Raw genomic sequence first — 25,713 nt, 5'->3', positions numbered from 1 at the left:
ATTATTTAAAAAATATTGTAAAGTATTTACGGAAAGGAAATTAAAAAGATAAAACAACAAGAAAATCCGCAATATGTATTACGGATTTATATTAATGTTTTTCTGTTTGAGGGAGTTAAACTTTTATCTCTTTGGAGGGGTAAGACTGTCTTTAGACACTTTGGTTGAGTCAGCCAGAGTTGTCTGTGAAGGTTCAGAATTGGCTACGGCGCTGTCTCCCATAGAGTTCCTGATAGAATCTTTATTGTGAGCTTCTTTAAATTCTTCTCTGTTTTCTTTTTTGTCTGCGCAGCTTCCCAAAAACAGTAAGCCTAAACCGGTAACGATCCATAGTTTTTTCATATTGATTGTTTTAATGTTACTCAAATATAATAATAAAACATAAATGTTTAATAATTATAAAAGACAATGGCTTGAAGCAATAAAAATAGCTCAGCCGCGGAACGAAGTTCCGCGGCTGAGCTATTTTAAGATTAAACTTATCCTTATCTTGTTGCAGGTGGTACTGCGGTAGAATCAACCTTTAGAGTATCAATTTTTGCAGGGGTTGACCTTGTAGTATCTACAGAAGCTGAATCCAGATTGGTATTCTGCATAGATGATTCTTTGGTGCCGCAGCTCACGACAAAAATTCCTAACCCTATGGCTAGTAACAAAAACTTTTTCATACTATTTTATTTTTTGGTGTAGATGATAAAGTCCAATTATTATTCCGATTTGGGATGGTATAGTATTAAATATCAATAAAATAGACTAAATTTTGTTAAAAGTGGACAAAATCTTCTTATTGATGCCTTTATTTGAATGTAGTTATAAAACATTTCTTCCTGCTTTACAAAAAAGAAGCCCCGAAACCGAAATTCCGAGGCTGTATTTCAAATGAACAACAAGTAATCATTGTTCATTATGTATTGCTGATTACCCTAAGTACGGGTATTTATAATCTTTTGGAGAAACAAAAGTTTCTTTAATAGATCTTACAGAAGTCCATCTTAGTAAGTTCATTTTAGAACCTGCTTTATCATTAGTTCCAGAAGCTCTGCCACCACCGAAAGGCTGCTGACCAACAACTGCACCAGTTGGTTTGTCATTGATGTAGAAGTTTCCGGATGCATTTTCCAATGCCTTGAATGCTTCATTGATGGCATATCTGTCTTGAGCGAAAACAGAACCCGTTAATGAATAAGGAGAAGAAGAATCCACTAATTGTAAAGTTTCAGCCCATTTTGCATCTTCATATACATATACAGATAAGATTGGTCCGAAGATTTCTTCTACCATACTTTCGTACTGAGGATTAGTAGTTTCAATTACAGTAGGATTTACGAACCATCCTTTAGAATCATCTGTCTGTCCGCCGATTACTACATTGGCTTCACCTGAAGCATTGGCTCTGTCGATATATCCTTTACATTTTTTGAAAGAATTTTTGTCGATTACTGCGTTTACGAAGTTGGATGGATCTTCCGGAGAACCAATTTTAATGGAAGCAATCTGGGTTTCCATTACTTTCTTCACATCAGCCCAAAGAGATTGAGGAATATAAGCTCTTGAAGCCGCAGAACATTTCTGCCCCTGATATTCGAAAGCTCCTCTCACCAAAGCTGTAGCTACTGCTTCTACGTTGGCAGAAGGGTGAGCGATAACGAAATCTTTTCCACCGGTTTCCCCAACGATTCTTGGATATGTTCTGTAATTGTGAATATTATCACCGATCATTTTCCACATTCCCTGGAATACTTTTGTAGAACCTGTAAAGTGAAGACCCGCAAAGTCTCTGTGTGCCAGAACTTTCTCAGCAGTTTCTTTTCCGTCTGTAAAGATCATGTTGATTACCCCAGCAGGAAGTCCCGCTTCAGTTAAAACATCCATAATTACTTTTGCAGAATAGATTTGCTTATCAGAAGGCTTCCAAACCACTACGTTTCCAAGCATGGCCATACAAGTTGGCAAGTTTCCTGAAATTGCCGTAAAGTTGAACGGAGTTACTGCAAAACAAAATCCTTCCAACGGTCTGTATTCTACACGGTTCCAGATTCCTGCATCAGAAACCGGCTGCTCAGAATACATTTCCGTCATAAATTCTACATTGAATCTTAAGAAATCAATAAACTCACAAGCAGAATCAATCTCGGCCTGGTGTACGTTTTTCGATTGTCCGATCATGGTAGCAGCGTTGATTACATCTCTGTAAGGACCCGCTAAAAGATCAGCAGCTTTTAAGAAAATTGCTGCACGTTGTTCCCAACCCAGCTCGTTCCATTCTTTTTTTGCAGCCAATGCAGCGTTGATAGCATCGTCCACATGTTGTATTGTTCCTCTGTGGTAAAATCCGAAATCATGAGCATGATCCTGAGGAGACTGAAGTTGGACCTTATCATCAGTTCTTACTTCCTTACCATTAATGATCATTGGGATTTCTACTTTTTCGGCCCACATTTTCTTGTATTGAGCGATAAGGCTTTTTACTTCCGGAGTTCCCGGTGCATAAGAATTTACCGGTTCGTTTACTGCAAATGGTACTTGCGAAATTGCTTTAGACATATTACGTTGTATTATTTTTTAATTTGCTAATGATACAAATTTACAACATTTAATCCTGACAAAAAATCGATAGCACCTATTTACATCTTTTCGTTTTCTAATATTTTGAGAACCAGTTTTTCTTCCTGAGTTAAGCCCGCTTTGCCGTCATTTTCTTCTATTTTTTCCAGCTCATCAAGATATTTTTTGATGCTGTTGTTTTCATACAAAGTGATGACCAAAGGATGGACATAATATTTTTTACAGACTGTGCTTGTATTTCCGAGATGGGAAGCCACCATTTCGAGAGCTTCCTTCACTTTTCTTTTATATTCAGTGTTGGTTTCAGCGTACCCGATTTCTTTAAAAGCAATTAAAGCATTCACCGTTCCCGACCATGTTCTGAAATCTTTAGCTGTAAAATCTTCACCGCTGATTTCCTTAATATACTCATTCACCATTCCGGAATCGATCGAATGATGATTACCCTCATCATCATAATACTGAAACAGCTCCTTTCCCGGAATATCTTTACATTTCTGAACCAGTTTTGCAAGTCTTTTACTTTTAAGATCAACATTGTGCATAATGCCTTTTTTTCCTTTGAATGAAAAGGTGATTTTTTGCCCTTTGATTTTTACATGTTTATCTTTTAAAGTTGTTAAGCCAAACGAACCGTACAATTTTTCATAGACATTATTGCCAATTCGGATGTTTGTTTTTTGCATTAGGCTGACAATTAAAGCGAGGATTTTCCGCTTTTCAAAATTTCTTAAAGCTAAATCCTGTTCAATATGAAGTCTCATAGCAGGTAAAGCGTATCCGAATTTCAACATTCTGTAAAATTTCGTATGATTCCTCAATGCATTCCAAAGCGGATGATAACGGTACTGTTTTCTCTTTTTTACATCAAAACCAGTAGCCTGAAGATGACCATTATCCAATGCGCAAATCCATACATTTTCCCAGGCTGGAGGTATTACCAGTCCGTTTATTCTTTTGATCTCGTCTTTATCCTTTATTCTTTCCCCATCTTTGAAATAGGAATATTTTTTACCCCGTTTTTTTCTGATAATACCTGCTGATTCCGTATCTGAGGTATAGATAAGATTTACTGCTTTCGCGGAAGCTTCCGGGTCTTTCAGGATTTTAAGGATCTTAGAAGGTTTCAGATGAGAAATGATATCTAAGTCTGGATTATCCATTCTGCATCATTTTAAGAGTTTTTACCTCTGGAGAATAGCCATAAAATGATACCAATAACTCCGACTACTAAAATAATTCCCCACCACATTCCGGCTTTAAAGATGGTTTCTACTGCTTCACAGCTTGTTAATGATAGCAAACTGAACATCGCGAGACTGTATAAACTTAATTTTTTCATAATAATTTATTTTGGTGTTTAGTATTCTAAATTCTATGCAGATCGGGCCTCCAATTTTGAATTGACTTCTTGATTTCATCTCCTGAAATATTTTCATGAAGGGCTTTATAGAGCAATTCTTTAAATTCATCATCATAAGCGAATCTCAATGCTGCAATTTGATCAAATTTCAGTTTTTCTTCAACCTCATCAGATCTGTTTCCGAAAATTTCAAAATACCGCTGTTTGAATTCAAGTCTTACCAACCGGTTTTGAAGTCCTAAAGCATAATGTTGTCTCAGCATGAGAGCCAGATAGAAAAGCAGGAAAATAATAATTGAAAATAGTATCCAGAGCAGCTGATTCGTACTGTCGTTAAAAACTTTATAAATACCCAGAATTTCTAAAATAATGAGAACGGGTAGATAGATAAAATGGTGTGGTGGATAAAATTTTTTGTGATTTTTGTAATTCTGTCTTTCCATACTGTGAATACTGCAAGAATCTTTCCAAAAAAATAAAAATTAGATATTCATCTTTTAATACGTAATTGATTTGATAATAACCTGCTGTAAATTGGACGCTGAACTTTAATGTTAGAACCTTAAAAATTTGTAACTTTCCCTCTTTAAAAATCATAAAAATGACTTCAAAGGAAAAAGTAGCTGCGCTTCGCGAAGAAATGCAGAAAAATAATGTTGATGCATTTATAGTATATTCTGCAGATCCACATATGAGCGAATATTTGCCCGAAGAATGGCAGGAAAGGGCTTGGCTGTCCGGATTTTTAGGTTCTGCAGGTTTTGTAGTGGTTACAAAAGATAAAGCCGGACTTTGGACGGACGGAAGATATTTTACACAAGCAGCTATTGAGTTGGAAGGTTCAGGAATTGATCTTTTCAAAGACGGTATGGAAGGAACGCCTAATTATATTGACTGGATTATTTCCGAAATTCCTGCAAACGGAAAAGTAGCTGTAAATGCATTGGCAACAGCACATGCCAACTGGGAAATTTTAACTCAAAGATTAAATTCAAAAAATATAACGCTGGTTGATAACCCTCTTTTGAAGCAAATCTGGGTTAACAGAGGTACACCATCAAATAATCCGATTTTTGTGCATCCTGTAAAATGGGCTGGGAAATCGGTTACCGATAAAATTGCTGCTATCCGCCAGAAAATGGAAGAACAGGAAGCAACCGTTCACATTATTTCAAGTCTGGATGATGTTGCTTGGACACTGAACTTAAGAGGAAGTGACGTACAAAGCAATCCTGTATTTTTAGGATATATCATTATCACCAAAAATGATGCAATCCTGTTTACTGGTCTGGAGAAATTAGAAGTTGAAGCCAGAAAACAAATGGATGAATCTTTTGTAAAAATGATGCCTTATGAAGAGTTCTACAACCATTTAAAGGTATTCAAAAATGAAAAAGTTTTGGTTTCCCCAAACAGCAACCAATCTATTTTTGAAGCACTAAAATCCGATAATCAATTTATTAAAGCTCCGGTTCCCGGAAATTTAATGAAAGCTCAGAAAAATGAAACAGAGCTGGAAGGTTTCAGAAAAGTAATGGTGAGAGACGGAGTTGCCATGGTGAAATTTCTGTATTGGCTGACTCACAGTGCCGGAAAAGAAGCGATGAACGAATATTCAATCGGTGAAAAACTGAGAGGGTTCCGTGCTGAGGGAGAAAATTTTGTAGGAGAGAGTTTCGGAAGCATCGTAGGTTATAAAGACAATGGTGCCATTATGCATTATTCTGCAAAAAGCGAAGGAAGCAAAGAAGTAACGAATGACGCGAGTATTCTGGTAGATTCCGGAGGTCAGTATCTTGAAGGAACTACTGATATTACAAGAACATTGGCTTTAGGAACAGTTTCTGAAGAATTCAAAAGAAATTCTACCTTGGTTTTGCAGGGAATGATCCGTTTATCAATGGTTAAATTCCCAAAAGGAACAAAAGGTGTTCATTTAGATGCTATAGCAAGATTGCCTTTATGGATGGAAAGAAAAGATTTTAACCACGGAACGGGTCATGGGGTAGGAAGCTTTATGAATGTTCATGAAGGACCGCAGAATATCAGAAAAGATATGAATCCACAGGATCTTTTGGTAGGAATGGTTTGCTCAAACGAACCCGGGTATTATCTTGAAGGAGACTACGGAATCCGTCACGAAAACCTGATCGCAGTGAAGGAAGCAGAAAAAACGATCCACGGAACATTCTATGAGTTTGAAACATTGACGCTTTGTCCTTTCTTTAAAGATACGATTGTAAAAGAAATACTTTCAGAAAGTGAAATTAACTGGTTGAACAGCTATCATAAAACCTGTGAAGATAAGCTCGCTCCGTTTTTGGAAGGTGATATTAAAGAATGGTTCCTGAACCTGGTAAGCCCGCTTTAATACATTAAAAATAATAAAAAAGCCTTGTAATAATACTTACAAGGCTTTTTTATTAATTGAAATAGGGATAATAATAATTTATTTATTTTTCTCTAATTTGTGAAAAATAAATATTATATTTGTGTAGCAAAAATACCAAATCACACCTTTCATATACATTAGTAAATTCAAAAGCAGTAAGTCATCCCTTTTGGGGTGATTTTTTTATTTGCATAAATGTTTTTCTGTATTTTTGCTTGTTTCAGAAATATTTTCAATTGTAATTAATCTTAAAAATGATTCATCAATTCTTTCAAAAATTCGGTATTTTCTCGGACAGTGAGATTGAAGATTTTCTACAGCTTTTTGAAAGAAAAAGGTTAAGTAAAAATGACTTTTTCGTACATGAAGGTGAAAAATGTAAAGAAATAGCTTTCATAGAATCTGGTGTTTTCCGTTCTTATTATGTTTCTGATGAAGGAAAAGATATCACGTATTGTTTCAGATTTCCAAATGATTTAATTGCTTCATATTCTTCATTTATATCCGAAAAACCAAGCATGGAAAATATGCAGGCGATTTCGGACGCTGAGTTACTGATTATTAAAAAAGATAAAATTCAGAAGCTGACGGACGAAAATCCCAATTGGATAAAATTCCTAAAAACAATTGCCGAACAGGAATATCTTGAACTGGAAAAACGCTTTTTTCAACTTCAGAGAGACTCTGCAGCACAGCGTTATCAGTCATTACTTGAAAATCAACCTAACTATATTCAGGATATTTCTCTGCAATATCTTGCTTCTTATTTAGGAATTACGCAAAGACATTTAAGCCGAATCAGAAAAGAAATTTCTTTTTAGACATTTGTCCTGTATATTGAGATGCTGACTGAATAGTTTTGTAAAAAAAAATAAATGCAGTCAAATATTTTAATTATCGGAGGAAACGGATTGGTTGGGAGAACTATTGCCCGAATTTTAGGATCGAGAAACCCTGAAGTAAACATTTTTATCGGAGGCCGAAAAGGTGGTAAATCACAAAACGATTTGTTGATTGATGTTACCAAAATTTCAACTTTCAAAACTATTGTAGAGAAAAATATTAATCTCATTGTTCTTTCTGTAAATGATAAAGAGGATCAGGTCCTTCGTTTTGCAATTGAAAATAATATAGATTATCTGGATATCACAAAACCAACTCCGGATTTGAGGAAAGCCTATCAGTTGGCAATCCAGAAGAAAGTTAACAGCAGAATTGTTTTCAGTTCAGGGTGGATGGGCGGAATCGTTGCAGGTTTAGTAGGTTTTGCATCCAAAAAAATGAATACAATAGATGAGGTCAAGCTTTTTGTATATTATTCGGTGAAAGATTTGGCGGGTGAAAGTTCAGCTCATTTTATGGCGGAGAATGTAGCGAAACCATTTGTGAATTATAAAGATAATCAGCCTGTTTCCATAAAACATTTCCTGGACTCCGAATACTTTGATTTTTCTTTTGGAATCGGGAAAAGACAAACTTATAATTTCGATGTTCCCGATTTGTATATTTTAAATTCTATTGAAAAAATTCCAACTGTAAATGTGAAAATGACCTATAATTCAAAGTTCATTACATGGCTTTTGGGAGCTTTTCAGAGCATAAGATTTTTTAATATTTTATCTTTAAAAGAGCGGAAGATGATTTTTGGGTCGAGCGGAAATGGAGATCAGTCTGTTTTTGAAATTATCATTAAGAATAAATCGGAAACTAAAAAAATCAGCCTTCAAAGTTTAAAAGGTCAGGCGGAACTGACTGCTTTATCAACAGTTTTGCATATTGAGGAATTATTGAAAAATCAATTTGAAAATAAAGTGTATTTCAGCCATCAGCTTCATCAACCTGAATCTTTATTAAAGTCATTAGAAGATTATGGAACGATTAATATCAAAATGGATTCATGAAAAAAATAGTCATTATTAATGGGCATCCTAATAAAGAGTCTTTCAATTTTGGGATCGCAGAAGCTTACAAGAATGGGGCATTGAAATCGGGGGCTGAAGTAAGGGAAATTATTATTGCAGATTTAGAATTTGATCCCAATCTAAAGTTTGGTTATCAGAAGCGAATGGAGCTTGAGTCTGATTTGCTGGAAGCATGGGAACAAATACAATGGGCAGATCATTTAGTTTGGTTTCATCCCGTTTGGTGGGGCGGACTTCCTGCTATAACAAAAGGATTTATTGACCGGCTTTTTCTTCCAGGAATGGCTTTTAAATACAGGGAGAATTCTGTTTGGTGGGATAAACTTCTGAAAAATAAAACGGCACATATTATTACAACCTTAGATCAACCAGGATGGTATTACTGGTTGTTCTATGGTCGTCCAAGTGTCAATCAGCTGAAAAAATCTACTTTAGAATTTTGTGGTGTAAAACCTGTAAAAGTTACTTACGTAGGTATCATAAAAACATCGGATAAGCCAAAACGCATGAAATGGCTTGAAAAAATAAAACTACTGGGACAAAAACAAAAATAGGGAAGATCAATTTGGAGTTTATAAAATCGTGACAATAGATAAACGTTATAGCTCAGTGCCATTAAAAAACGTAAATCTGCAGCATGAATAACGATACCATTTGTGCGTTGGCTACAGCCAATGGAGTAGGAGCTTTAGGGATTATCAGAGTTTCGGGGAACGATGCTTTATCAGTCGTTAAAAAATCCTTTCCTGCAAAAAAGCTGGCGAAGCAGAAATCTCATACCATTCACTACGGATATTTTTTAGATGGGGAGAGACGATAGATTAAGTCATGCTTTCGATTTTTCTGGCTTCGAAAAGTTTTACAACATAAAATTCTATAAAGAACATTTTACAATTTAGAAAGATTTAATTTCAGAGCTTTTTTATTCAAATCTGCTTCGAGTTTTGTTTCATATATTTTTCTTCTTCTATACTATTTTCATTTTAATACGACGAGTTCTGGCGCCTTCAGTATCTACATTTACAGTATAATAAAAAGGTAAAAGATGAAAATTGATTTCAAGAATTTGGGTGGGATTTGGCCTAACCACCTTAAAAAATAGGGCTAAAAACTAGAGATTTCTAGTAAAATAATTTTCAAGACGAATTAAATAACCAATCAAATTACAAAAATCGTGTCAACAACACCAACAGAAAATCCGGCAACTTATCTTATACAGCTAGATGCTTTTAATATTACCAAAGACTGGGTGCCACAAAAACCTTATACCAATGCAGATTACGAAACGGCAAAAGCTAATGTGGACGGTATAAATGCGGCAATAGACTATGCTGTAAATACATTACATGTAAATATGGTGAAATTACCTGCTGGAAAATATACGTTTACCTATTTGAACAGGTCAATGGGGCAGGGACATATTTATGAAAATACAACGTGTGTTCTGATTCCGTCCCATACGACGCTTGATATTAGTGGTTGTCGTATCGAAATGATGTATGACAGCGTTAATAAAAGCCCATATGATATATCTTCAGATCCTGCTTATCTTTTTAAAGGCAATGTATTTGGTTTTTTCCATGCCGTAAAATCAAAATTAATAGGAGGAGAAATTCTGGGAGATCTTTATCAAAGAGATTTTGTTTCAGGAGAATCCTGGGTTGAATCTACTTATGGAGTAATGCATAATTTAGGATCAAGATATTGCGAAGTGGATGGGACCACTATTCGCGGATTTATGGGAGATAATATTATCATAGGAAATTATCCGGAAGTCGGTACTGGTGAAGGAACTGGCTGGGATCCTAAATTTCTTCTTGGAAATTTATTGGCAGATGGAACTGATAATACGGGATATGTATCACAAAATTTAAATAATTCTTATACAACTGATTTCATCAGCTTACCCGGCGATGCTAAAGACTATCGTAATGTATGTATCATTACAGGTGTGGGATACACGAGAATTCCTCCGTTTCAAAACGGTTATGTTACTTTTTATTGGTATGATGATAACCATAATGTTATTGGCTCGGAAGTGAATCAAATTTTTGAGGAAACTAAAAGACCGGACCGTGCGAAATATCTAAGAATTGTTACAGATAATCAGCCTTCCAATGATGCCGATGCGTATTTCAGTATTCAGTTGGCAAGCAATCCATGTACAAATTTCACAATTAAGAATTGCGATCTCAGTGATTCTCACCGTGGTGGCATTTCAGGAGGAACAAATCATACTTTGATCCAATCCTGCCGAATTTATAATAACGGAGTAGGCTGGAAAGAATCAGCACCGGGATTTCCGGATTCTACCCGCTATCAAATAAACTTTGAAGACAGTTATTGTTTAGGAATGACTGTAGAAAACTGTGATATCGGAGATGGTTTTCATGGAATACTAGCGGGTACCTATAATGCATTTATCAGCAACAACAGATTTTACAATTTAGGATATGGAGTTATTGCTTACTCTATAAATTTACTTCATGTACATCATAATAAATTCAATAACATCGAATTACCATTATCGCTTGAAAGCTCGCCTGAATTTAGTAAACGAAAAGTATTGTTCTCCAACAATTATGTCCGAAAGTTCACAGCAGTAGTAGCCTCTAATCCGGTAGAACTAAAATCAAACTATTTCGAAGATGGAAGAATGGATTTCGATTCTGAATCTACGATGTCAGAAAATCATTTTGTTGACTGTAATATTTCATCCAGTCAATTTGGACTTAAAACATATAACAATATATTTGAAAATAAAAACCTGTCTCATACTTATTTTATAGCTTATTCATCGGATATTACTGTTTATAAAAATACTTTCAAAAACTTTCTTTTTACAATTAATAATATTCCGACGAACAGAAAAATAGACTTTATTGGCTGCACATTAGATAATGTGGTTATTGCTCATAATCATGCTGTATTTTTGAAATCTGTAAACTATATAGATTGTATTATTAAAAACGGAACATATCACTTCAACGGTTGCTATGGAAGTCCGGCAAATGGAACTTTTCCTAAAGTAAATTTTATTAATTCCAAAATTTATTTGGGTAATGACAGAGTGAGTAATTATTTTGATGCACAATTTTCTAGCGTTGGCTTGGTGGGTACTTATAATAATAATCCTTCCAGGTTTGACAATGAAGTATCAATAAAAGACTGTATTATTTATCTCACAGGTCTAAATACTGCTACTGTATGTTATGTAAGCTATGGATGGGGCTTCACTAAGCTGAGCTTAGATAATGTAGATGTTAAAAAAGATGCTCTTAATACCGGAACACCTACGTTCCATTGGTTTAATAGTATTGATGACAACAGCATTAAGGTAAAAAATGGATTTACTGTAGAAGAAGGAATTACTTATACTGATATCCCGGATTCAAAATTTATGAAGAATACTTCTGCACCAATGCAATTACCTAAATTTATTGGAGAAGAATATATTTGGTTTGATACTTCCGGAAATGTCCATGTTTTGAAAGGAATAAATACTTCTAATATTTCCACTGCATGGGTAGAGGTGAATTAAAAAAATTTCAATTATAAAGTAAGAGCAGGAATTTCCTGCTCTTATCCATTAATAAAGGTGAAATGTGCATGATAGACAATCTGTATAATTCTTTGCAATTAAAAAAACGTAAATTTGCAGCATGAATAACGATACCATTTGTGCGTTGGCTACAGCCAATGGAGTAGGAGCTTTAGGGATTATCAGAGTTTCAGGTGACGATGCTTTATCAGTCGTTCAAAAGTCTTTTCCTGCAAAAAAGCTGGCGAAGCAGAAATCTCATACCATTCACTACGGATATTTTGTAGATGGAGAAGAAGCGATAGATGAGGTAATGCTGTCTATTTTTCTGGCACCAAAAAGTTTTACTACGGAAAATTCTCTGGAAATAGCTTTTCACGGTTCTCCGCACATTGGGAAACGTATTCTTGAGACTTTGATTAAAAACGGAGCGAGAATGGCAAAAGCAGGGGAATTTACCCTTCGTGCTTTTATCAATGGAAGAATAGACCTTTCCCAGGCTGAAGCGATTGCTGATGTTATTGCTTCTGAAAATGAGGCTTCAAGGAAAGTAGCTATCAATCAGCTAAAAGGAGGAATTACCAATGAGATCTCTTTTTTAAGGACTGATCTACTCAATTTTGTCTCTTTAATTGAGCTGGAGCTGGATTTTGCTGAAGAAGACGTAGAGTTTGCCGACCGATCGGCATTGGTAGAGCTATTGAATAAAATCGAACTGAAATTAAATTCATTGATCGAAAGTTTCCAGTACGGAAATGCCATTAAAAATGGAACTGCAGTAGCCATTATCGGAAAACCGAATGCAGGAAAATCTACGTTGCTTAATGCTTTGTTGAAGGAGGAAAGAGCGATCGTAAGTAATATTGCGGGAACCACAAGAGATACGATTGAAGAGGTGTTACACATTAAAGGTCATGCATTCCGATTAATCGACACGGCCGGATTGCGTGAAACAGTGGATGAAATTGAAGCGATTGGTGTAAAAAAAGCTAAAGAAAAAGTAGAAAATGCCAACATTCTTGTATACTTGGCAGATGCAGGAACTGAGGATTTCTCTGAAGATATTGAGATGATAAAATCTTTGTTGAGAGAGGATCTGAAACTGATTATCTGTTCAACGAAAATTGATGAGGTTTCCCCGTCAATCTATGAAAAAGTAGAAGATATTTTCAGAAATGAGATTGCACACGATTTCGATTTCATTAAAATTTCTGCGGTAGAAAATCAAAATATTCAGGATCTTAAAAATGAATTGTCTTCATATGTTGAACAATTAAAAGCATCTGAAAATAACGTCGTAATTACCAATCAACGTCACTTCGAAGCTTTACAAAAATCTTTGGATGCTGTACATAAAGTAAAAGAGGCGATTACCTTCCAAATCTCTACGGAATTATTGGCCTATGAACTTAGGAATGCTTTGGAACATCTTGGTGAGATTTCCGGTGAAGTGACCAACGATGAGGTTTTGGGGAATATATTTTCTAAGTTTTGTATCGGTAAATAATTCAAGTTTTCTTAGATCTTTTTAATTTGATTATCAGGGCGTTTATATAAATTTTATTTTCTATTTTTTAGCGGTTATTTTCATATTTGTACGCCTGATGTACACCTTGAGCTATCAAAAGTAGTATAAAGGTGTACGAATGTACACTTCAAATAAAAGAAAGAAAAAGAAAGCAAAGAAACTAAGGCTCTTGCCGAAAGTATTTTGGCAATTAAAAAAGCTGAATATGTCCAATGACGCTATGACCTGAAAGACACTGTAAAAAGTAAAAGAACTTTTTTAACATATTTTGAGGAGTTAGCAGAAGAAAAGCAAAAGCAAGACAATTCTAACAATTACGATAATTGGTTCTACTCCACAACATCTCAAAAAGATTTTCTAAAAATATGATTTTCAATGAAATTGATGAAAGTTTCGTCAAGAAAGTTCACCGATATTTTGAAAAGGATGCTTTTAAAAGTGAACTGCCACTTTCTCAAAACTCAAAATATTCTTATTTCAATAAGTTCGAAGCTGCACTCCGAAATACTTTCGATGGATATTTGACAATAAATTACGCATCAAAAGTCAATTCCTTGAAGAAGCGGAAAGCCAAATGGTGTAGAATATCTCTATATCTAAAAAAAAGCCGGAGAATTGTTAGGCAAAAGACAAGATTCGCAAGAAAGAGTTTTCAAAGGTTTGAAATATGGAATGACCTATAATACTGAAATTATTCGCTGGTTCAATCGAGCTGCAGCTCCCTAAGCATATTACTTTTCACTTAGCCTGACATACGGACGCAGTTCTATTGCTGGAAAACGGTGCAGATATTTATACGATTTCTAAAAGATTGGGACATCGAGAATTAAAAGCAATGCAGATTTATGCAAAAATTATGGATAGTAAAATGAAAGAAGCTGCCGAGATTATTCCGGAATTAAATATCGAGTTATGAAAATTCCGGTTTCTTTTTGAACTCAATGAAAATCGCTTTTTAATCCAGAATAATCCAGAATAATCTTTTTAATTGTAAAGCCCCAAAACGATAGGTATGTACATCAATTAGTTTTCGCCATAATCAATCTGATTATCATAACATTTTAGCCAAAGTAATAATCCCATCTTCCAATTCTTTTTCAGAAAGCGAACCATAGCCCAATCTTATACCATTTAAGGTTTCATCGAAGCTATAAGTATCCGGAGTAATGATTTTGATGCCTTTGGTTTTTAGTTTCTTGGAAATTTGTATCCAGTCCACGCACTTATTAGGAACAACCCAAAAAGCCAAACCACCTTCAGGAATAGTATAAGTGGCTTTGTTCGTAATATGTTTATTCAGCATCGTTGCCATAAATTCCCTTTTGGCTTTATAGTGATTAGTTGCCTTTTTGATATGCCTTTTGATTGTGCCGTCTTTGATAAGTTGTAAAACTGCCTGCTCCATTATGCTGTCGCCCTGCACATCAATAATTTTTCGTAAACTGCCCACTCTTTCAATCAAAGAGCTGTCATTACTTGCCAAATAACCGATACGCAAAGCAGGGGCAATCACCTTGCTCATTGTGCCAATGTAAACGTAGTTTTTCAGTTCTGTAAAACTTGATAACGGTAATATCGGACGATAACCAAAATGAAATTCATTATCGTAATCATCTTCGATAATCGTAAAACCGTATTTGTTGGAAAGCCATATCAATTCCAATCTTCTTTTTAGGTTCAACGTTACCGTCGTCGGGTATTGGCGGTGTGGCGTAACATAAATTGCCTTTATCTTTTTGTGGGATTTCAGATACGAAATGACATCGTCAATCAGTAAACCATCTTTATCCATGCTGACAGGTAATAATGTTGCACCTGCATTTTCAAACGCAGACCAGGCAGGTTTATATCCCGGGTTTTCAATCAGCACATAATCACCTTTTGTAAACAGGCATTGAGCTGTCAGGTACATTGCCATTTGGCTGCCACGCGTGATGCAAATACTTTGCTCATCGACTTGCATTCCCCTCTGGTGGTTAAGCATTTGAACAATAGCTTTTCTAAATTCCAAATCGCCCAGTTCATTTCCGTAGCCCATCATCTGCCACCTTGCTTTCTGATTGAATATTTGGCGGTACGCCCTTGCTAATTCCGCAATGGGTGCAATTTTGCTGTCGGGGTGTCCATCATCAAATTGTATGTGATAATGCCTGCTTGCTGTCTCTTTTACTACGGTAGTTACAGGATTATTTTTTTGTACCTCTTTGAAATCGGGCAATGTCTCGGCAACAAAAGTTCCTTGCCTTTCTTTGGAAACCAGCCAACCCTCAATGAGTAGTACACTAAGGGCTTCTACAACTGTATTCCGATTGATTTTCAGAAGTTGTGCAAGATTTCGACTGCCGGGTAAGGCATCGCCGGGCTTTAGCCTGCCCGAATGGATGTCTTTTATTATGGCATCGGCTATTTGCAGATAAATAGCCTTATCCGATTGATCGTCTAACTGTATTTCAAATTTCCAACCTCTTAACATCTGGACTGTTTATTTTTGTAAAAACTGTATCATTTTGATGGTCCAAATATACGATACTTTTGTATTGCAATAATGCAACAGAACAATAAAAATTTTCAGTTATGTCAAAATTAGAAACTGCGACAGCAGTAAAGAAGTCAATCCATGTAGAGCAAAAACAGTTCAGCTCAAAAGATTTTCATCAAACATTTGCAAGACCAACGTATGTGAAGCCCTCCCATGTCATTCACAAGAACGTTGAAAATGCAGGCGTGCACAACCAGTTTTCGGAAGAAAGGAAACACCCTGTTTTCTTTGTGGATTTACCGAGTAAAAATGTCAGTATGACCATTGGCGGCTTGTTGCCGGGACAGAAAACACACCTGCACCGCCACACCTACGAAACGGTTCTTTATGTTATTGAGGGAAAAGGCACGACACGTGTAGAAGATGAAATTGTAGAATGGGAAGCCGGTGATGCTGTTTATATTCCGTCCTGGGCGTGGCATCAACACCAGAATTTAAGCGAAACTGAATCCGCAAAATACATTGCTTGCGAAAATGCCCCACAACTACAAAACCTAGGCGTTGCCTTGCGTGAAGAAGAAGGAAGAGATTTTTAATTTTTAAAACAGGAAGATAAATGAATAAAGTACCTTTTAAAGGTGTAATCGCCTACCCGGTTACCCCGTTTGACGACAACGAAAATGTGGATATTCCACTATTCAAAAAACAGGTTGAGCGATTGGTTGCAACAGGTTCTCACGGTATTGCTCCATTGGGAAGCACAGGCGTCATGCCTTACCTCAATGATGCGGAAAAAGAAGCCATAACCGAAGCAACGATGCAACAGGTTGCTGGCAGAGTGCCTACATTGGTAGGTGTTTCCAACCTTACTACGGACAAAACCGTTTACCATGCGCAATTTGCCGAAAAAGAAGGTGCAACGGCAGTCATGATCATCCCGATGAGCTATTGGAAACTAACCGATGACGAAATTGTAAAACACTATGATGCCGTTGCTTCCAAAATTTCCATCCCCATAATGGCATACAACAATCCCGCAACAGGCGGAGTGGATATGTCGCCAGTATTGTTGAAACGTTTGTTGGAAATTCCGAACGTAACGATGATAAAAGAAAGTTCAGGCGATGTGCAACGTATGCATTATTTAAGAAAAGAGTTGGGTGAGGATGTAGCATTTTTCAACGGTTCGAACCCATTGGCATTGGCTGCTTTTTCGGCAGGAGCTACAGGCTGGTGCACCGCCGCTCCCAATCTGATTCCCGAACTCAACTCCGCTCTTTACCAAGCCATCCAAGCAAACGATTTGGAGAAAGCCCAAAGCATTTTCTATAAACAGTTTGATTTATTGAAATTCATTGTGGCAAAAGGTTTGCCGCGCTCCATCAAAGCTGGTTTGGATCTCTTGGGAGTAGGCGGAGGTGGTTTCAAAAGCCCTTTAAAACCACTCAACGAACATGAAATAGCCGAACTGGATAGCATACTCTCGGCTATTGAGAACGAAGTTTGTCAGTATTAATTATGAAATTAAAACAAAATAAAATAGCAAAAGCAATTTTTATTATGCTATCCTATTTGTGTAAGCAGAAAAAGATATTTTAAATCTTATACCTGAAAATCAGGTTGAAGTAATTCATTTGGATATAGACAAAACCAAAGTAAGAGATGCAGAAATTGCAGGTGTACAATCTGTTCCTGCATTGGTTATACCCAATCAATTTTGGAGCTTCTATTGAAGATTTAAAATAACCATTCTAAAAAGCCCGAAAGCGATAGGAAACTTTCGGGCTTATACAGTTTTCTTTCAGTAGTAAGTTAAAACGAGCAAATAGCGGTACGTGTGACACTTGTGTATGCAAACTGGAGAAGGGCGAAGTATGTTTAAAACGGAATTTTGTCCTATCTGAAGTTCATAGACATCAAGGTTTAATTTTAGCTTGTGTGTCTGTTCCTATTTAAGATAAACTATGAAGAGTTTTAAAGCTGTTTAGTATTTTCTGGACTGCCTACTTATCTAAAAACTGCACCATACAGCTAATCCTGCAATGCCATACTTTTGTGCCATCAATAAAAATAATTTATAGAAATGGAATACAACATCAAAAAAGTAGGTCTAAACGATTTAGACAGCACCGCGGCATTATTTAACCTTTATCGGGTATTTTACCGTCAGGAAGACGATTACGAAAAGTGCAAACAGTTTATTAAGGAGCGATTAGACAATGACCAATCGAATATTTTTGTCGTATATGCAGACAGTAAAGCAGTTGGTTTTGTCCAGTTGTACAAACTGTATCATTATATCAGATTGGCAAAGCAATGGTTGTTGAGCGACTTGTTTGTTCACCCCGATTATAGAGGCAAAGGACTTTCGGTAGCGTTGATAGACCGTGCTAAACAATGGTGCGGTGAAACAGATGCTTGCGGACTGATGCTGGAAACCGAAAAAACAAACGACATAGGCAACAAGTTATACCCACGCTGCGGATTTGAGTACGATGGCAACCACAATTATTACTATTGGTGGAAATAAAAAGAAAAGGCGGACTCAAATTCAGTTCGCCTATAATAGGTCGGGTAGTAGTGGTTAGACAAAGGTTTGCAAACCCTTTACAGTGATTCAAATCCACTCCCGGCCTTTTCATAAATACTAATGTTATGACTCACTTCTCGTTTATAATTTTTATCTAATTGATTGAGATCATTGGATTGGATAGTCCTTTTTTTGCAGTTTGTTCTGCCGACACTTTTTATATTACACTAGCTCTGCTAATTTCTCTTTTAATTCGTTTTGAAAATTAAATCTTGATAAGGCTTGCTCATTCATGTTCCCTTTACGTTTTTGACCCAAACTTTAAAGCTTTAGATCTATAAGGCTAAATTGATATAAAATAACTTTGCAATAACAGCACTTACTTTTCTGTTTTAATAATTTTAGTATACCATTCTTTAAGACTTGCAGATCATAAAAAAATTATTTACCTTGCAAAAGATACTAATTAGTATGTTTATGAAAAAGGTGAACTCACAAGATTAACCATCTTTCAGAAGGCCCTATGAGCTTATTTATAAAAAAGCTATCTGGCAACGAGTATTGATGAGATTATTTTAAGGCAAAAGTCGCTAAAAGTACTTTTACTATCATTTCAAGAATAAAGATGAAATGATAGTTGCTGTTGTTAATGAAGTATTAAGATCAACATTCATATCAATATTGAGGAATTTGAAACTTTGGTAAACTCCAAAACTATAAGTCGGTATATAAATACTACCTGAATGAGCTAAAAGTTTTCCTGGAAAATTTAAAATAAATTTTTTTTGCGATAAAAACATACTAATTAGTATTTTTTTAAAAACAACATAAAAAATATCAGTTGTTTACATTAAAATCATATAATCAAATAAACTTTCTATATGGAAATTATTTTACCAGCCTCCGGCATTTTAAGCAAGAGTGAAGTTCAGAAGTTTAAGCTCATGCTGATACAGTCCAAATTACAGGAAAATATTAATAAATTACTGTCAGTGGCCAAACTGAAGCAATATTCAAAAACTGATTTTAAAAATATTGTAATACCAGATTCCCCACTTGCAAAAAAAGCTGTTGAAGAAGCTCAGGAAACCTGTAATTCTATCCTATTTTACCATTCTTATCGAACCTATTTCTGGAGTAGTGGATTTGCCTTATCTGAAAATCTGAAAGTGGATGCTGAATTGCTTTTTGTTTCATCTCTTTTACATGATATAGGACTTACTGATAATCACAATCATATCTGTTCAAAACAATGTTTTGCAAATTATGGAGGAGAGTTCAGTCAACAATTCTGTTTAGAACACGGTCAGGACCAAAAAAAAGCATCAGCTGTTAAACAGATCATTGAACTACATCTTTACCCTATTGTGAATAAACATAAATATGGAAATGAAGCTTACAGTCTTTCTAAAGGAGCAGCTATGGATGTTGTTGGGGGCAACAGGTTCCAACTAAGCAAAAAATATATAGATGACGTAAACAGGCATTATTCAAGACAGGGTTTTAAAGAAGATATATTAAATACCATGGAAAATTTTCATCATAAGGAAGGAACAAGAGCCGATATCCTCTACCGCATGGGTTTTGCGAAAATGGCCGGTAAAAACCCAATGGATATGGAATAAGTATCAAAAAAGGCTTATGTGATAAGGCCCGCATTTATTTATAAAGGAGATATACTTCAGGAATCCAAAAATCCGCTTTAGTTTTTCTATTGCGGATTATTATTTGAAAGATATTTTTTCCTTTAACGGAAGATCTTATAGTTTTTTGCTGAATATGTTTATCTTCTACTGGTCAAGTGAAAAGTTATACATCAATATGATGAAATGTCGGATATATTTTTTGAAAGTATTGTCCGATACACAAATAGATCTATTTTTCCAATTTTTATATCTTTGATATAGTTGAGTTATAGAGATTAAAACTTTATCTGCCCTTAATATACGCAACTGCCTCGAAAAATAGGCATTGTTTACAGTTTGTAAAAACAAGAAATTAATTAAATCTAATTTTGTATATCTGAAAGTAATGGTTCTCTATGTAATTTTAATCTTTCCGATATTTGACGGAGATATTCCAAATTCTTTTTTGAAAACAAAAGAGAAATGGGAAAGATCTTCGAAGCCAAGTTCAGTGTAAATATCAGTAGGCTTTTTACGCTCTTTATCTAAAAGAAAATATGCTTCATCCAAACGTTTTTTCATCAGCCATTTTCCTGGAGTGGTATTAAAAATAGCTTTAAACTCTCTTTTGAAAGTTGATAAGCTCCGCCCGCTCATAAATGCAAACCTTTCCATACTGATGTTGAATTTATAATGTTGATTCATAAAAGATTCCAGTTCAATTTTGTACGGAACATTGAAATTAAAAAGTATATTTTTCAGCTCAGAATTATTATTGAGCAAAATCATCAACAATTCTTCACGTTTGATATCAACAAAAACATCATCCAATTGTTCGGTTCCATTGTAGTAAGGCTCTAGAGACTGTATAAAATTATTGATCAGCTTATCTTCCTTGATAAATAGAAATGCGTCATTACTGGTAGATGGTTCGGTTTGATAAGGGTGGCGTGCAAGAAATTTCTTTAAAAAGACTTCATCAAAAGCAATAATTACTTTTTCAAACTGTCCCTCGTCTTTGTGTTTGGTATAACGAACAAAATGATTTTTTCTTGCAACACAGTAATCTCCGGGTTTCATCTCGTAATGTTTGTAGCCGTCATATGAAATCATGGATCCTTTAAGTAAAAACAGAAAGAAATGCTCCGGAATAAACTGTTCGGGTGATATTTCTGGCCCTAAATGGCAGGATTGTAGATTATTTAATTTCATGATGTTAATTTTCTTCGACCAGTTAAAAGAAATAAGGTTCCGGGCATAATTGTTTATAGCTTTTGGAAAACTGTACCGAAAAATTAAGTGTTTCATCAAAATTTCCGATACAGTAATTTTATTGCTGTTTAAAACTAACAAAATTTCATCAAACATTCATTACACTGTCTGCACTTGCCAAGAGCGCTTCTTCCCGGCTTCTTGGGTTCCAACTAAGTACAGATCTGGCCTTTTCGTTGGACATTTGTTTGTAATATACTCTGTCAATAGGTTCCAGTTTGTTCATTTTGTTGGTGAATTGTGGTCTTTCTTTTTTAAATAGTTCAGCTACATCATAAAAACTCATTGTCCCCTCTGAAGTTGCGATAAAACGTTCACCGGCAGCATTAGGATGAAGCATTGCTTTGATATGGATGTCTGCTACATCTCTCACGTCCACTACACCCATAGTAAAATGAGGTGTCGACTCAAGATTTCCGTTTAAAATTCTTATAACGGCAACATCCAGGGAAGCGGAAGTAATACCCCCAATTGCAGGACCAAATATTCCAACAGGATTAATGACGGACAGTTCCAGATTATTTCCTTCTTCTTCGATAAACTTCCATGCAGATTTTTCAGCTACAGTTTTAGATTTAATGTAAGCAGGAAGATCAATATTCGTGTCTGTCCAATCTTTTTCCGTGAAAATATAATTTTCAATATCAGTACTGTAACCGACTGCAGCAAATGAAGAAGTCAATACCACCCGTTTTACTCCTCCGTCTCGTGATGCTCTTAAAACCCGTAATGCTCCGTCTCTTGCAGGAATTATAAGCTCATTTTCATCTTTTGGATCCTGTGCAGGGAAGGGGGATGCAACGTGAAGGACATAATCACAATCTTTTACAGCTTCATCCCAATTATGGTCACTTGTTAGATCGGCTTCAATAAAAGAAAGAAGTGAAAAATCTGTAATTCCTGATTCTTCCAATGCTTTAACTATCTGATCTTTTTTTGAAAGTGAACGAAGGGTTGTTCTGACTTGATAGCCTTGCTGTAATAACTGCAGAACAGTATGAACTCCTAAAAACCCTGTTCCGCCGGTTACCAACACTTTTGTTTTTTGTGCGTTTTCCATTTTTTTAAAATTTACAGGACAAAGTTGAGGATTATTTTAATCGTTCATTTTGTTGTGGAGTTCAAAATTTGTTTGTTGTAGGGTCCACATAATAATGTTATTTATAGCTTTACATTTGTGATAAAAACTTATTTTTCGCACTTCATATTTCGCCAAGTTGTATTTAGATTTTAATCAGTCTATAGCTATTTTTTCATTTTTGCAATCGAGATATAAAACATTGTTCAGAAAAATTTTATTCCCGAGCATTCCTGTCATTCCTGAAAATTTCATAAGTGCGTATTGCATTTGTGAAAATCCTTCTACATAGGTAACATGGCGAAGTGGAATCTTTTTATTTTGAAATTCAATATTCTGATCACAAGTCGCAGTATAGGTGGTCAGGATATTCTGCCATGATTGGGCTTGTTCGGTGACCACACCGGAATGAGGAGATTTTAAATTCTTCCATTCTTCTTTTTGGGTAAGCAATTCATAAGCGCTCGTTCCGGAATCGAACAGAAATTGTTTTTCTTTTCCTTTCAATATTCCTTTCAAAATAATCTTTCTCTTTTTAAACTTAAAATCCATTAGTTGGTCAGTATATTGAGAGGGAGCCTTAGTAAGATTAAAAACCAGATAACTGTTTTTAAAATTAATGAGAGTTCTGTTGTTTTCCAGGATGTCAGCTCCCAAAGTTCCGATAACAGGAAGAGTGTCTTTATGATAGTTTTTACCCTGATTGATTAGCTTAAACCAATTTGAAGATATTTCAGTTTTTCCTAAAGTGAAGAATGCTTTTGCGTGGTCATGACTGATCTGTATTGCTTTAATGTTTTTAATAGCCTGTGTGTACAGCACTGTTGAAGGAGAACCGGTATCAAACTGTAAATAATAAGTAGTGGAATCTGTTGGAAAATGAATAGGGACAAGCAAAATATTTTTATCATTTCCTAACCATATCATAGGAACTTTTCCGCTTTCGTTTTTTACCGTTAAATAATTTTTTTCGGGAGTGAATTTTTGATCGAAATAAAAATATGTGCCAATCAATACCAGAATTAAAGGGCCTAAAAAAGCCGGTACAATTTTCTTAAAAATTTTCATTGTTATTTTTTTTGCAAGATTCGTGGATTTCAATCAGAATTCTTACAAAAATAAGGCGACAATTTTACGACAATTAAAGTTTTTAAACTATAAAAAATTGGTTTTCAGTTTGATATGCAAAGTGTTGTTTTGGTTTAAACTGATGCCATTTCTAATGATGATGAACAGTTTTACACCGAGTAAACTGATAAGAGGAATGAGAAAAAGAGGAAACCGGATTCCTGAAAGATGCTGAATAAACGGACTGATAATCATAAAAAGAGACAGAACGGCGGCTAATAAAATTTGTATGCTGATAATATCTTTTCCGATTTCTTTGGTTTTAGGGTCTTGGGTTTTATGGGTTAGGATCAGAGGCATAATAATTCCTCCGAATGGAATGATGAGACCAACTAAAGAAGAGAGATTAATAAGTTTAGCTCTATTGTTTGGGGTCTTTTCCTGAACAGATGGCACGATCTTTTCGGTTTCAATTTCTAGGGCTTTTGCAATAGCTTTTAAAGTAAAACCTTTAGGAGTACTTCCTGCTTCAATCCTCTGAATGGTCCTTAATGAAAGTCCTGATTTTTCAGCAAGCTCTGCTTGGGTCATATGCTGTTGTTCTCTGAAGGTTTTAACCTGATTACTCATTTTGTATTAGTTCAATAAATAAATTTCAGTAAGTTAAACTTAACAAATAATTAAAAAGAACACAAGAATATTACTCTTAAAAATCAAAAATTCCGTATATTTTAGTTGTATTAGCAGTTAGCCGTATATGGAATAGTTATTACACTTTTACAAATCATAAAAAAGAAATAATATGCAAATTGAAACACGATCGTTAAAGCTTGAAGATTACGATGAACTGGTAGAAGTTATGAAGCTTGCCTATCCGAAAATGTCAGAATATGTTTGGGCGAAGAAAAGCATTGCCAAGCTTACTAAAATTTTTCCTCAGGGCCAGATTTGTATTACAGTAGACGGAAAACTGGCGGCAGTCGCTCTTTCGATTATAGTAAATTATGAAGATTTTGGAGATGATCATACCTACAGCGATATTACAGGAAATTATACGTTCAATACCCATTCTTCTACAGGAAATGTTTTATATGGTATCGAAGTTTTTGTAGATCCGCAGTATCGTGAACTGAGACTGGGACGCAGGCTCTATGATGCACGTAAAGAGCTTTGTGAATTGCTTAATCTGAAATCTATTGTATTGGGCGGAAGAATTCCCAACTATCACGAATACAGCCACGAACTTTCTGCCAGAGATTATATTCGCAAGGTGAGAGATAAAGAGATATATGATCCGGTTCTTTCGTTTCAGCTGTCCAATAACTTTCTGCCTATCAAGGTGCTGAAAAAATACCTTCCGGAAGATGAATCGTCCAGAGAAAATGCTGTTTTGCTGCAATGGAATAATATCTATTACAGTAAAAAGCCGAATACGATGCAGGACAGTATCATAAGGATCGGTCTCGTGCAGTGGCAGATGAGACAGTTTAAGGATATTGATGCCTTCTATGAGCAGGTAGAGTTTTTTGTCGATGTAATGGGAGACTATAAATCGGATTTTGTTCTGTTTCCGGAACTTTTTAATACGCCTTTATTAGCGCCATTCAATAACTTATCGGGAAGAGACAGCATGATTGAGCTGGCAAAAATGACTGAAAGTATTAAAAACAAAATTTCCGAATTGGCGATCAGCTACAATGTGAATATTATTTCAGGAAGTATGCCCGTATTTGAGAATAATGATCTGTATAATGTAAGCTATCTTTTGCACAGGGACGGAAGAATTGATGAATACCGAAAAATTCATATTACCCCGAATGAGAGAAAGTATTATGGGATGAAAGGAGGAAGTGAGATCAAAGTTTTTGATACTGATTGTGGTAAAATAGGACTGGTAATCTGCTACGATGTCGAATTTCCTGAGCTTCCAAGAATATTAGCCGATCAGGGAATGAAAATTCTGTTTGTACCTTATCTTACCGATACTCAGAATGCCTATATCCGGGTAAGGCATTGTGCGGCAGCCAGAGCAATTGAAAACGAATGTTACGTTGCCATTGCAGGCTGTGTAGGAAACCTTCCGGGCGTTAATAATATGGATATTCAGTTTGGACAGGCAGCGGTGTTCACACCGTCAGATTTTGCATTTCCTTCCAATGCGGTAAAAGGAGAAGCAACACCCAATACGGAAATGACCTTAATTGTTGATGTTGATCTTAATCTTCTGAAAGATTTGCATTATAATGGTTCTGTACAGGTTTTGAAAGATAGAAGGACAGATTTGTATGAAACTTATTTAAAATAAAGAAGAGTCCAGCAATTGGACTCTTCTCGTTTTAGAAATATATAT

The 25,713-nt window shown here is 35.5% G+C and carries 25 protein-coding genes; 14 read left to right on the top strand and 11 right to left on the bottom strand.

Translation table 11 applies throughout. The features are described 5' to 3' along the window. Positions 1 to 123: 123 nt before the first annotated feature. From MKS83_RS07440 to MKS83_RS07415, 6 genes are all read right to left on the bottom strand, one after another. On the bottom strand, positions 124 to 342 hold the full coding sequence (locus MKS83_RS07440) for a hypothetical protein (RefSeq protein WP_240582625.1): 219 nt from the start codon (positions 340 to 342) through the stop codon (positions 124 to 126). 143 nt (positions 343 to 485) lie between these two features. Next, entirely contained in the window at positions 486 to 668 is a 183-nt protein-coding gene (locus MKS83_RS07435; RefSeq protein WP_240582624.1) for a cytochrome C551, read from the bottom strand. A gap of 250 nt (positions 669 to 918) precedes the next feature. Further along, positions 919 to 2,544: an L-glutamate gamma-semialdehyde dehydrogenase gene (gene pruA, locus MKS83_RS07430; protein ID WP_240582623.1), complete on the bottom strand. Its 1,626-nt coding sequence runs from the start codon at positions 2,542 to 2,544 to the stop codon at positions 919 to 921. 80 nt (positions 2,545 to 2,624) lie between these two features. Beyond that, a complete protein-coding gene (locus tag MKS83_RS07425; protein ID WP_240582622.1) occupies positions 2,625 to 3,728 on the bottom strand; it encodes a DNA topoisomerase IB in 1,104 nt (367 codons plus the stop codon). Between the two features lie 11 nt (positions 3,729 to 3,739). Continuing rightward, positions 3,740 to 3,907 (bottom strand): phosphatidate cytidylyltransferase, encoded by a 168-nt coding sequence (locus MKS83_RS07420; protein ID WP_100376241.1) that lies wholly within the window; start codon positions 3,905 to 3,907, stop codon positions 3,740 to 3,742. Positions 3,908 to 3,933: 26 nt separating this feature from the next. Then, entirely contained in the window at positions 3,934 to 4,371 is a 438-nt protein-coding gene (locus MKS83_RS07415; RefSeq protein WP_100376240.1) for a DUF6526 family protein, read from the bottom strand. Positions 4,372 to 4,529: 158 nt separating this feature from the next. Between MKS83_RS07415 and MKS83_RS07410 the strand changes: the two genes are divergently transcribed. From MKS83_RS07410 to MKS83_RS22305, 8 genes are all read left to right on the top strand, one after another. Continuing rightward, on the top strand, positions 4,530 to 6,299 hold the full coding sequence (locus tag MKS83_RS07410) for an aminopeptidase P family protein (RefSeq protein WP_240582621.1): 1,770 nt from the start codon (positions 4,530 to 4,532) through the stop codon (positions 6,297 to 6,299). Between the two features lie 275 nt (positions 6,300 to 6,574). Continuing rightward, positions 6,575 to 7,141: a Crp/Fnr family transcriptional regulator gene (locus tag MKS83_RS07405; RefSeq protein ID WP_240582620.1), complete on the top strand. Its 567-nt coding sequence runs from the start codon at positions 6,575 to 6,577 to the stop codon at positions 7,139 to 7,141. A 54-nt stretch (positions 7,142 to 7,195) separates the two neighbouring features. Further along, entirely contained in the window at positions 7,196 to 8,221 is a 1,026-nt protein-coding gene (locus MKS83_RS07400; protein WP_240582619.1) for a saccharopine dehydrogenase, read from the top strand. After that, the gene (locus tag MKS83_RS07395) at positions 8,218 to 8,796 is read left to right on the top strand and encodes an NAD(P)H-dependent oxidoreductase (protein WP_240582618.1); all 579 of its coding nucleotides are present in this window, start codon (positions 8,218 to 8,220) and stop codon (positions 8,794 to 8,796) included. Before MKS83_RS07400 ends, MKS83_RS07395 begins: the two co-directional genes overlap by 4 nt. Before the next feature lie 83 nt (positions 8,797 to 8,879). Beyond that, positions 8,880 to 9,062 (top strand): hypothetical protein, encoded by a 183-nt coding sequence (locus tag MKS83_RS07390; RefSeq protein ID WP_240582617.1) that lies wholly within the window; start codon positions 8,880 to 8,882, stop codon positions 9,060 to 9,062. Positions 9,063 to 9,416: 354 nt separating this feature from the next. Next, positions 9,417 to 11,783, top strand: coding sequence for a right-handed parallel beta-helix repeat-containing protein (locus tag MKS83_RS07385; protein WP_240582616.1), 2,367 nt, complete (start codon positions 9,417 to 9,419; stop codon positions 11,781 to 11,783). 121 nt (positions 11,784 to 11,904) lie between these two features. Beyond that, the gene (gene mnmE, locus MKS83_RS07380) at positions 11,905 to 13,290 is read left to right on the top strand and encodes a tRNA uridine-5-carboxymethylaminomethyl(34) synthesis GTPase MnmE (protein WP_240582615.1); all 1,386 of its coding nucleotides are present in this window, start codon (positions 11,905 to 11,907) and stop codon (positions 13,288 to 13,290) included. 386 nt (positions 13,291 to 13,676) lie between these two features. Next, positions 13,677 to 13,994: a phage integrase SAM-like domain-containing protein gene (locus MKS83_RS22305; protein ID WP_410679447.1), complete on the top strand. Its 318-nt coding sequence runs from the start codon at positions 13,677 to 13,679 to the stop codon at positions 13,992 to 13,994. 368 nt (positions 13,995 to 14,362) lie between these two features. On the opposite strand, the gene MKS83_RS07375 is transcribed toward MKS83_RS22305, so the two are convergent. Next, on the bottom strand, positions 14,363 to 15,784 hold the full coding sequence (locus MKS83_RS07375) for a PLP-dependent aminotransferase family protein (RefSeq protein WP_240582614.1): 1,422 nt from the start codon (positions 15,782 to 15,784) through the stop codon (positions 14,363 to 14,365). 101 nt (positions 15,785 to 15,885) lie between these two features. On the opposite strand from MKS83_RS07375, the gene MKS83_RS07370 reads away from it, so the two are divergent. The 5 genes from MKS83_RS07370 (at position 15,886) to MKS83_RS07350 (ending at position 19,945) form a co-directional block, all read left to right on the top strand. Continuing rightward, a complete protein-coding gene (locus tag MKS83_RS07370) occupies positions 15,886 to 16,386 on the top strand; it encodes a cupin domain-containing protein (protein ID WP_240582613.1) in 501 nt (166 codons plus the stop codon). Positions 16,387 to 16,406: 20 nt separating this feature from the next. Then, positions 16,407 to 17,306, top strand: a complete 900-nt coding sequence (locus tag MKS83_RS07365; RefSeq protein ID WP_240582612.1) for a dihydrodipicolinate synthase family protein — start codon at positions 16,407 to 16,409, stop codon at positions 17,304 to 17,306. A 272-nt stretch (positions 17,307 to 17,578) separates the two neighbouring features. Continuing rightward, positions 17,579 to 17,746 (top strand): 2Fe-2S iron-sulfur cluster-binding protein, encoded by a 168-nt coding sequence (locus MKS83_RS22300; RefSeq protein WP_367142539.1) that lies wholly within the window; start codon positions 17,579 to 17,581, stop codon positions 17,744 to 17,746. 127 nt (positions 17,747 to 17,873) lie between these two features. Beyond that, on the top strand, positions 17,874 to 18,320 hold the full coding sequence (locus tag MKS83_RS07355; protein ID WP_240582611.1) for a GNAT family N-acetyltransferase: 447 nt from the start codon (positions 17,874 to 17,876) through the stop codon (positions 18,318 to 18,320). A gap of 881 nt (positions 18,321 to 19,201) precedes the next feature. Continuing rightward, on the top strand, positions 19,202 to 19,945 hold the full coding sequence (locus tag MKS83_RS07350; RefSeq protein WP_240582610.1) for an HD domain-containing protein: 744 nt from the start codon (positions 19,202 to 19,204) through the stop codon (positions 19,943 to 19,945). 414 nt (positions 19,946 to 20,359) lie between these two features. Here the strand turns inward: MKS83_RS07350 and MKS83_RS07345 are convergent, their stop codons facing one another. The 4 genes from MKS83_RS07345 to MKS83_RS07330 form a co-directional block, all read right to left on the bottom strand. Beyond that, positions 20,360 to 21,157, bottom strand: a complete 798-nt coding sequence (locus MKS83_RS07345; protein WP_240582609.1) for a helix-turn-helix domain-containing protein — start codon at positions 21,155 to 21,157, stop codon at positions 20,360 to 20,362. Between the two features lie 148 nt (positions 21,158 to 21,305). Next, entirely contained in the window at positions 21,306 to 22,277 is a 972-nt protein-coding gene (locus MKS83_RS07340) for an SDR family oxidoreductase (RefSeq protein ID WP_240582608.1), read from the bottom strand. A gap of 174 nt (positions 22,278 to 22,451) precedes the next feature. Continuing rightward, on the bottom strand, positions 22,452 to 23,363 hold the full coding sequence (locus MKS83_RS07335; RefSeq protein WP_240582607.1) for a hypothetical protein: 912 nt from the start codon (positions 23,361 to 23,363) through the stop codon (positions 22,452 to 22,454). A gap of 87 nt (positions 23,364 to 23,450) precedes the next feature. After that, positions 23,451 to 23,993, bottom strand: a complete 543-nt coding sequence (locus MKS83_RS07330; RefSeq protein ID WP_240582606.1) for a helix-turn-helix domain-containing protein — start codon at positions 23,991 to 23,993, stop codon at positions 23,451 to 23,453. 172 nt (positions 23,994 to 24,165) lie between these two features. Between MKS83_RS07330 and MKS83_RS07325 the strand changes: the two genes are divergently transcribed. Continuing rightward, positions 24,166 to 25,668 (top strand): carbon-nitrogen hydrolase family protein, encoded by a 1,503-nt coding sequence (locus MKS83_RS07325; RefSeq protein WP_100376234.1) that lies wholly within the window; start codon positions 24,166 to 24,168, stop codon positions 25,666 to 25,668. The last annotated feature ends 45 nt before the right edge of the window (positions 25,669 to 25,713 follow it).

The organism is Chryseobacterium sp. Y16C, from assembly GCF_022488405.1.
GTDB lineage: Bacteria > Bacteroidota > Bacteroidia > Flavobacteriales > Weeksellaceae > Chryseobacterium > Chryseobacterium geocarposphaerae.
Note: the sequence above shows the minus strand (reverse complement) of the source record. Positions and strands in the feature narration are given on the sequence as shown.

Excerpts from the sequence above, each read along its gene's own strand:
- MKS83_RS07440 (WP_240582625.1), bottom strand. The coding sequence starts at position 342 with ATGAAAAAACTATGGATCGTTACCGGTTTAGGCTTACTGTTTTTGGGA.
- MKS83_RS07435 (WP_240582624.1), bottom strand. The coding sequence starts at position 668 with ATGAAAAAGTTTTTGTTACTAGCCATAGGGTTAGGAATTTTTGTCGTG.
- pruA (WP_240582623.1), bottom strand. The coding sequence starts at position 2,544 with ATGTCTAAAGCAATTTCGCAAGTACCATTTGCAGTAAACGAACCGGTA.
- MKS83_RS07425 (WP_240582622.1), bottom strand. The coding sequence starts at position 3,728 with ATGGATAATCCAGACTTAGATATCATTTCTCATCTGAAACCTTCTAAG.
- MKS83_RS07420 (WP_100376241.1), bottom strand. The coding sequence starts at position 3,907 with ATGAAAAAATTAAGTTTATACAGTCTCGCGATGTTCAGTTTGCTATCA.
- MKS83_RS07415 (WP_100376240.1), bottom strand. The coding sequence starts at position 4,371 with ATGGAAAGACAGAATTACAAAAATCACAAAAAATTTTATCCACCACAC.
- MKS83_RS07410 (WP_240582621.1), top strand. The coding sequence starts at position 4,530 with ATGACTTCAAAGGAAAAAGTAGCTGCGCTTCGCGAAGAAATGCAGAAA.
- MKS83_RS07405 (WP_240582620.1), top strand. The coding sequence starts at position 6,575 with ATGATTCATCAATTCTTTCAAAAATTCGGTATTTTCTCGGACAGTGAG.
- MKS83_RS07400 (WP_240582619.1), top strand. The coding sequence starts at position 7,196 with ATGCAGTCAAATATTTTAATTATCGGAGGAAACGGATTGGTTGGGAGA.
- MKS83_RS07395 (WP_240582618.1), top strand. The coding sequence starts at position 8,218 with ATGAAAAAAATAGTCATTATTAATGGGCATCCTAATAAAGAGTCTTTC.
- MKS83_RS07390 (WP_240582617.1), top strand. The coding sequence starts at position 8,880 with ATGAATAACGATACCATTTGTGCGTTGGCTACAGCCAATGGAGTAGGA.
- mnmE (WP_240582615.1), top strand. The coding sequence starts at position 11,905 with ATGAATAACGATACCATTTGTGCGTTGGCTACAGCCAATGGAGTAGGA.
- MKS83_RS22305 (WP_410679447.1), top strand. The coding sequence starts at position 13,677 with ATGATTTTCAATGAAATTGATGAAAGTTTCGTCAAGAAAGTTCACCGA.
- MKS83_RS07375 (WP_240582614.1), bottom strand. The coding sequence starts at position 15,784 with ATGTTAAGAGGTTGGAAATTTGAAATACAGTTAGACGATCAATCGGAT.
- MKS83_RS07370 (WP_240582613.1), top strand. The coding sequence starts at position 15,886 with ATGTCAAAATTAGAAACTGCGACAGCAGTAAAGAAGTCAATCCATGTA.
- MKS83_RS07365 (WP_240582612.1), top strand. The coding sequence starts at position 16,407 with ATGAATAAAGTACCTTTTAAAGGTGTAATCGCCTACCCGGTTACCCCG.
- MKS83_RS07355 (WP_240582611.1), top strand. The coding sequence starts at position 17,874 with ATGGAATACAACATCAAAAAAGTAGGTCTAAACGATTTAGACAGCACC.
- MKS83_RS07350 (WP_240582610.1), top strand. The coding sequence starts at position 19,202 with ATGGAAATTATTTTACCAGCCTCCGGCATTTTAAGCAAGAGTGAAGTT.
- MKS83_RS07345 (WP_240582609.1), bottom strand. The coding sequence starts at position 21,157 with ATGAAATTAAATAATCTACAATCCTGCCATTTAGGGCCAGAAATATCA.
- MKS83_RS07340 (WP_240582608.1), bottom strand. The coding sequence starts at position 22,277 with ATGGAAAACGCACAAAAAACAAAAGTGTTGGTAACCGGCGGAACAGGG.
- MKS83_RS07335 (WP_240582607.1), bottom strand. The coding sequence starts at position 23,363 with ATGAAAATTTTTAAGAAAATTGTACCGGCTTTTTTAGGCCCTTTAATT.
- MKS83_RS07330 (WP_240582606.1), bottom strand. The coding sequence starts at position 23,993 with ATGAGTAATCAGGTTAAAACCTTCAGAGAACAACAGCATATGACCCAA.
- MKS83_RS07325 (WP_100376234.1), top strand. The coding sequence starts at position 24,166 with ATGCAAATTGAAACACGATCGTTAAAGCTTGAAGATTACGATGAACTG.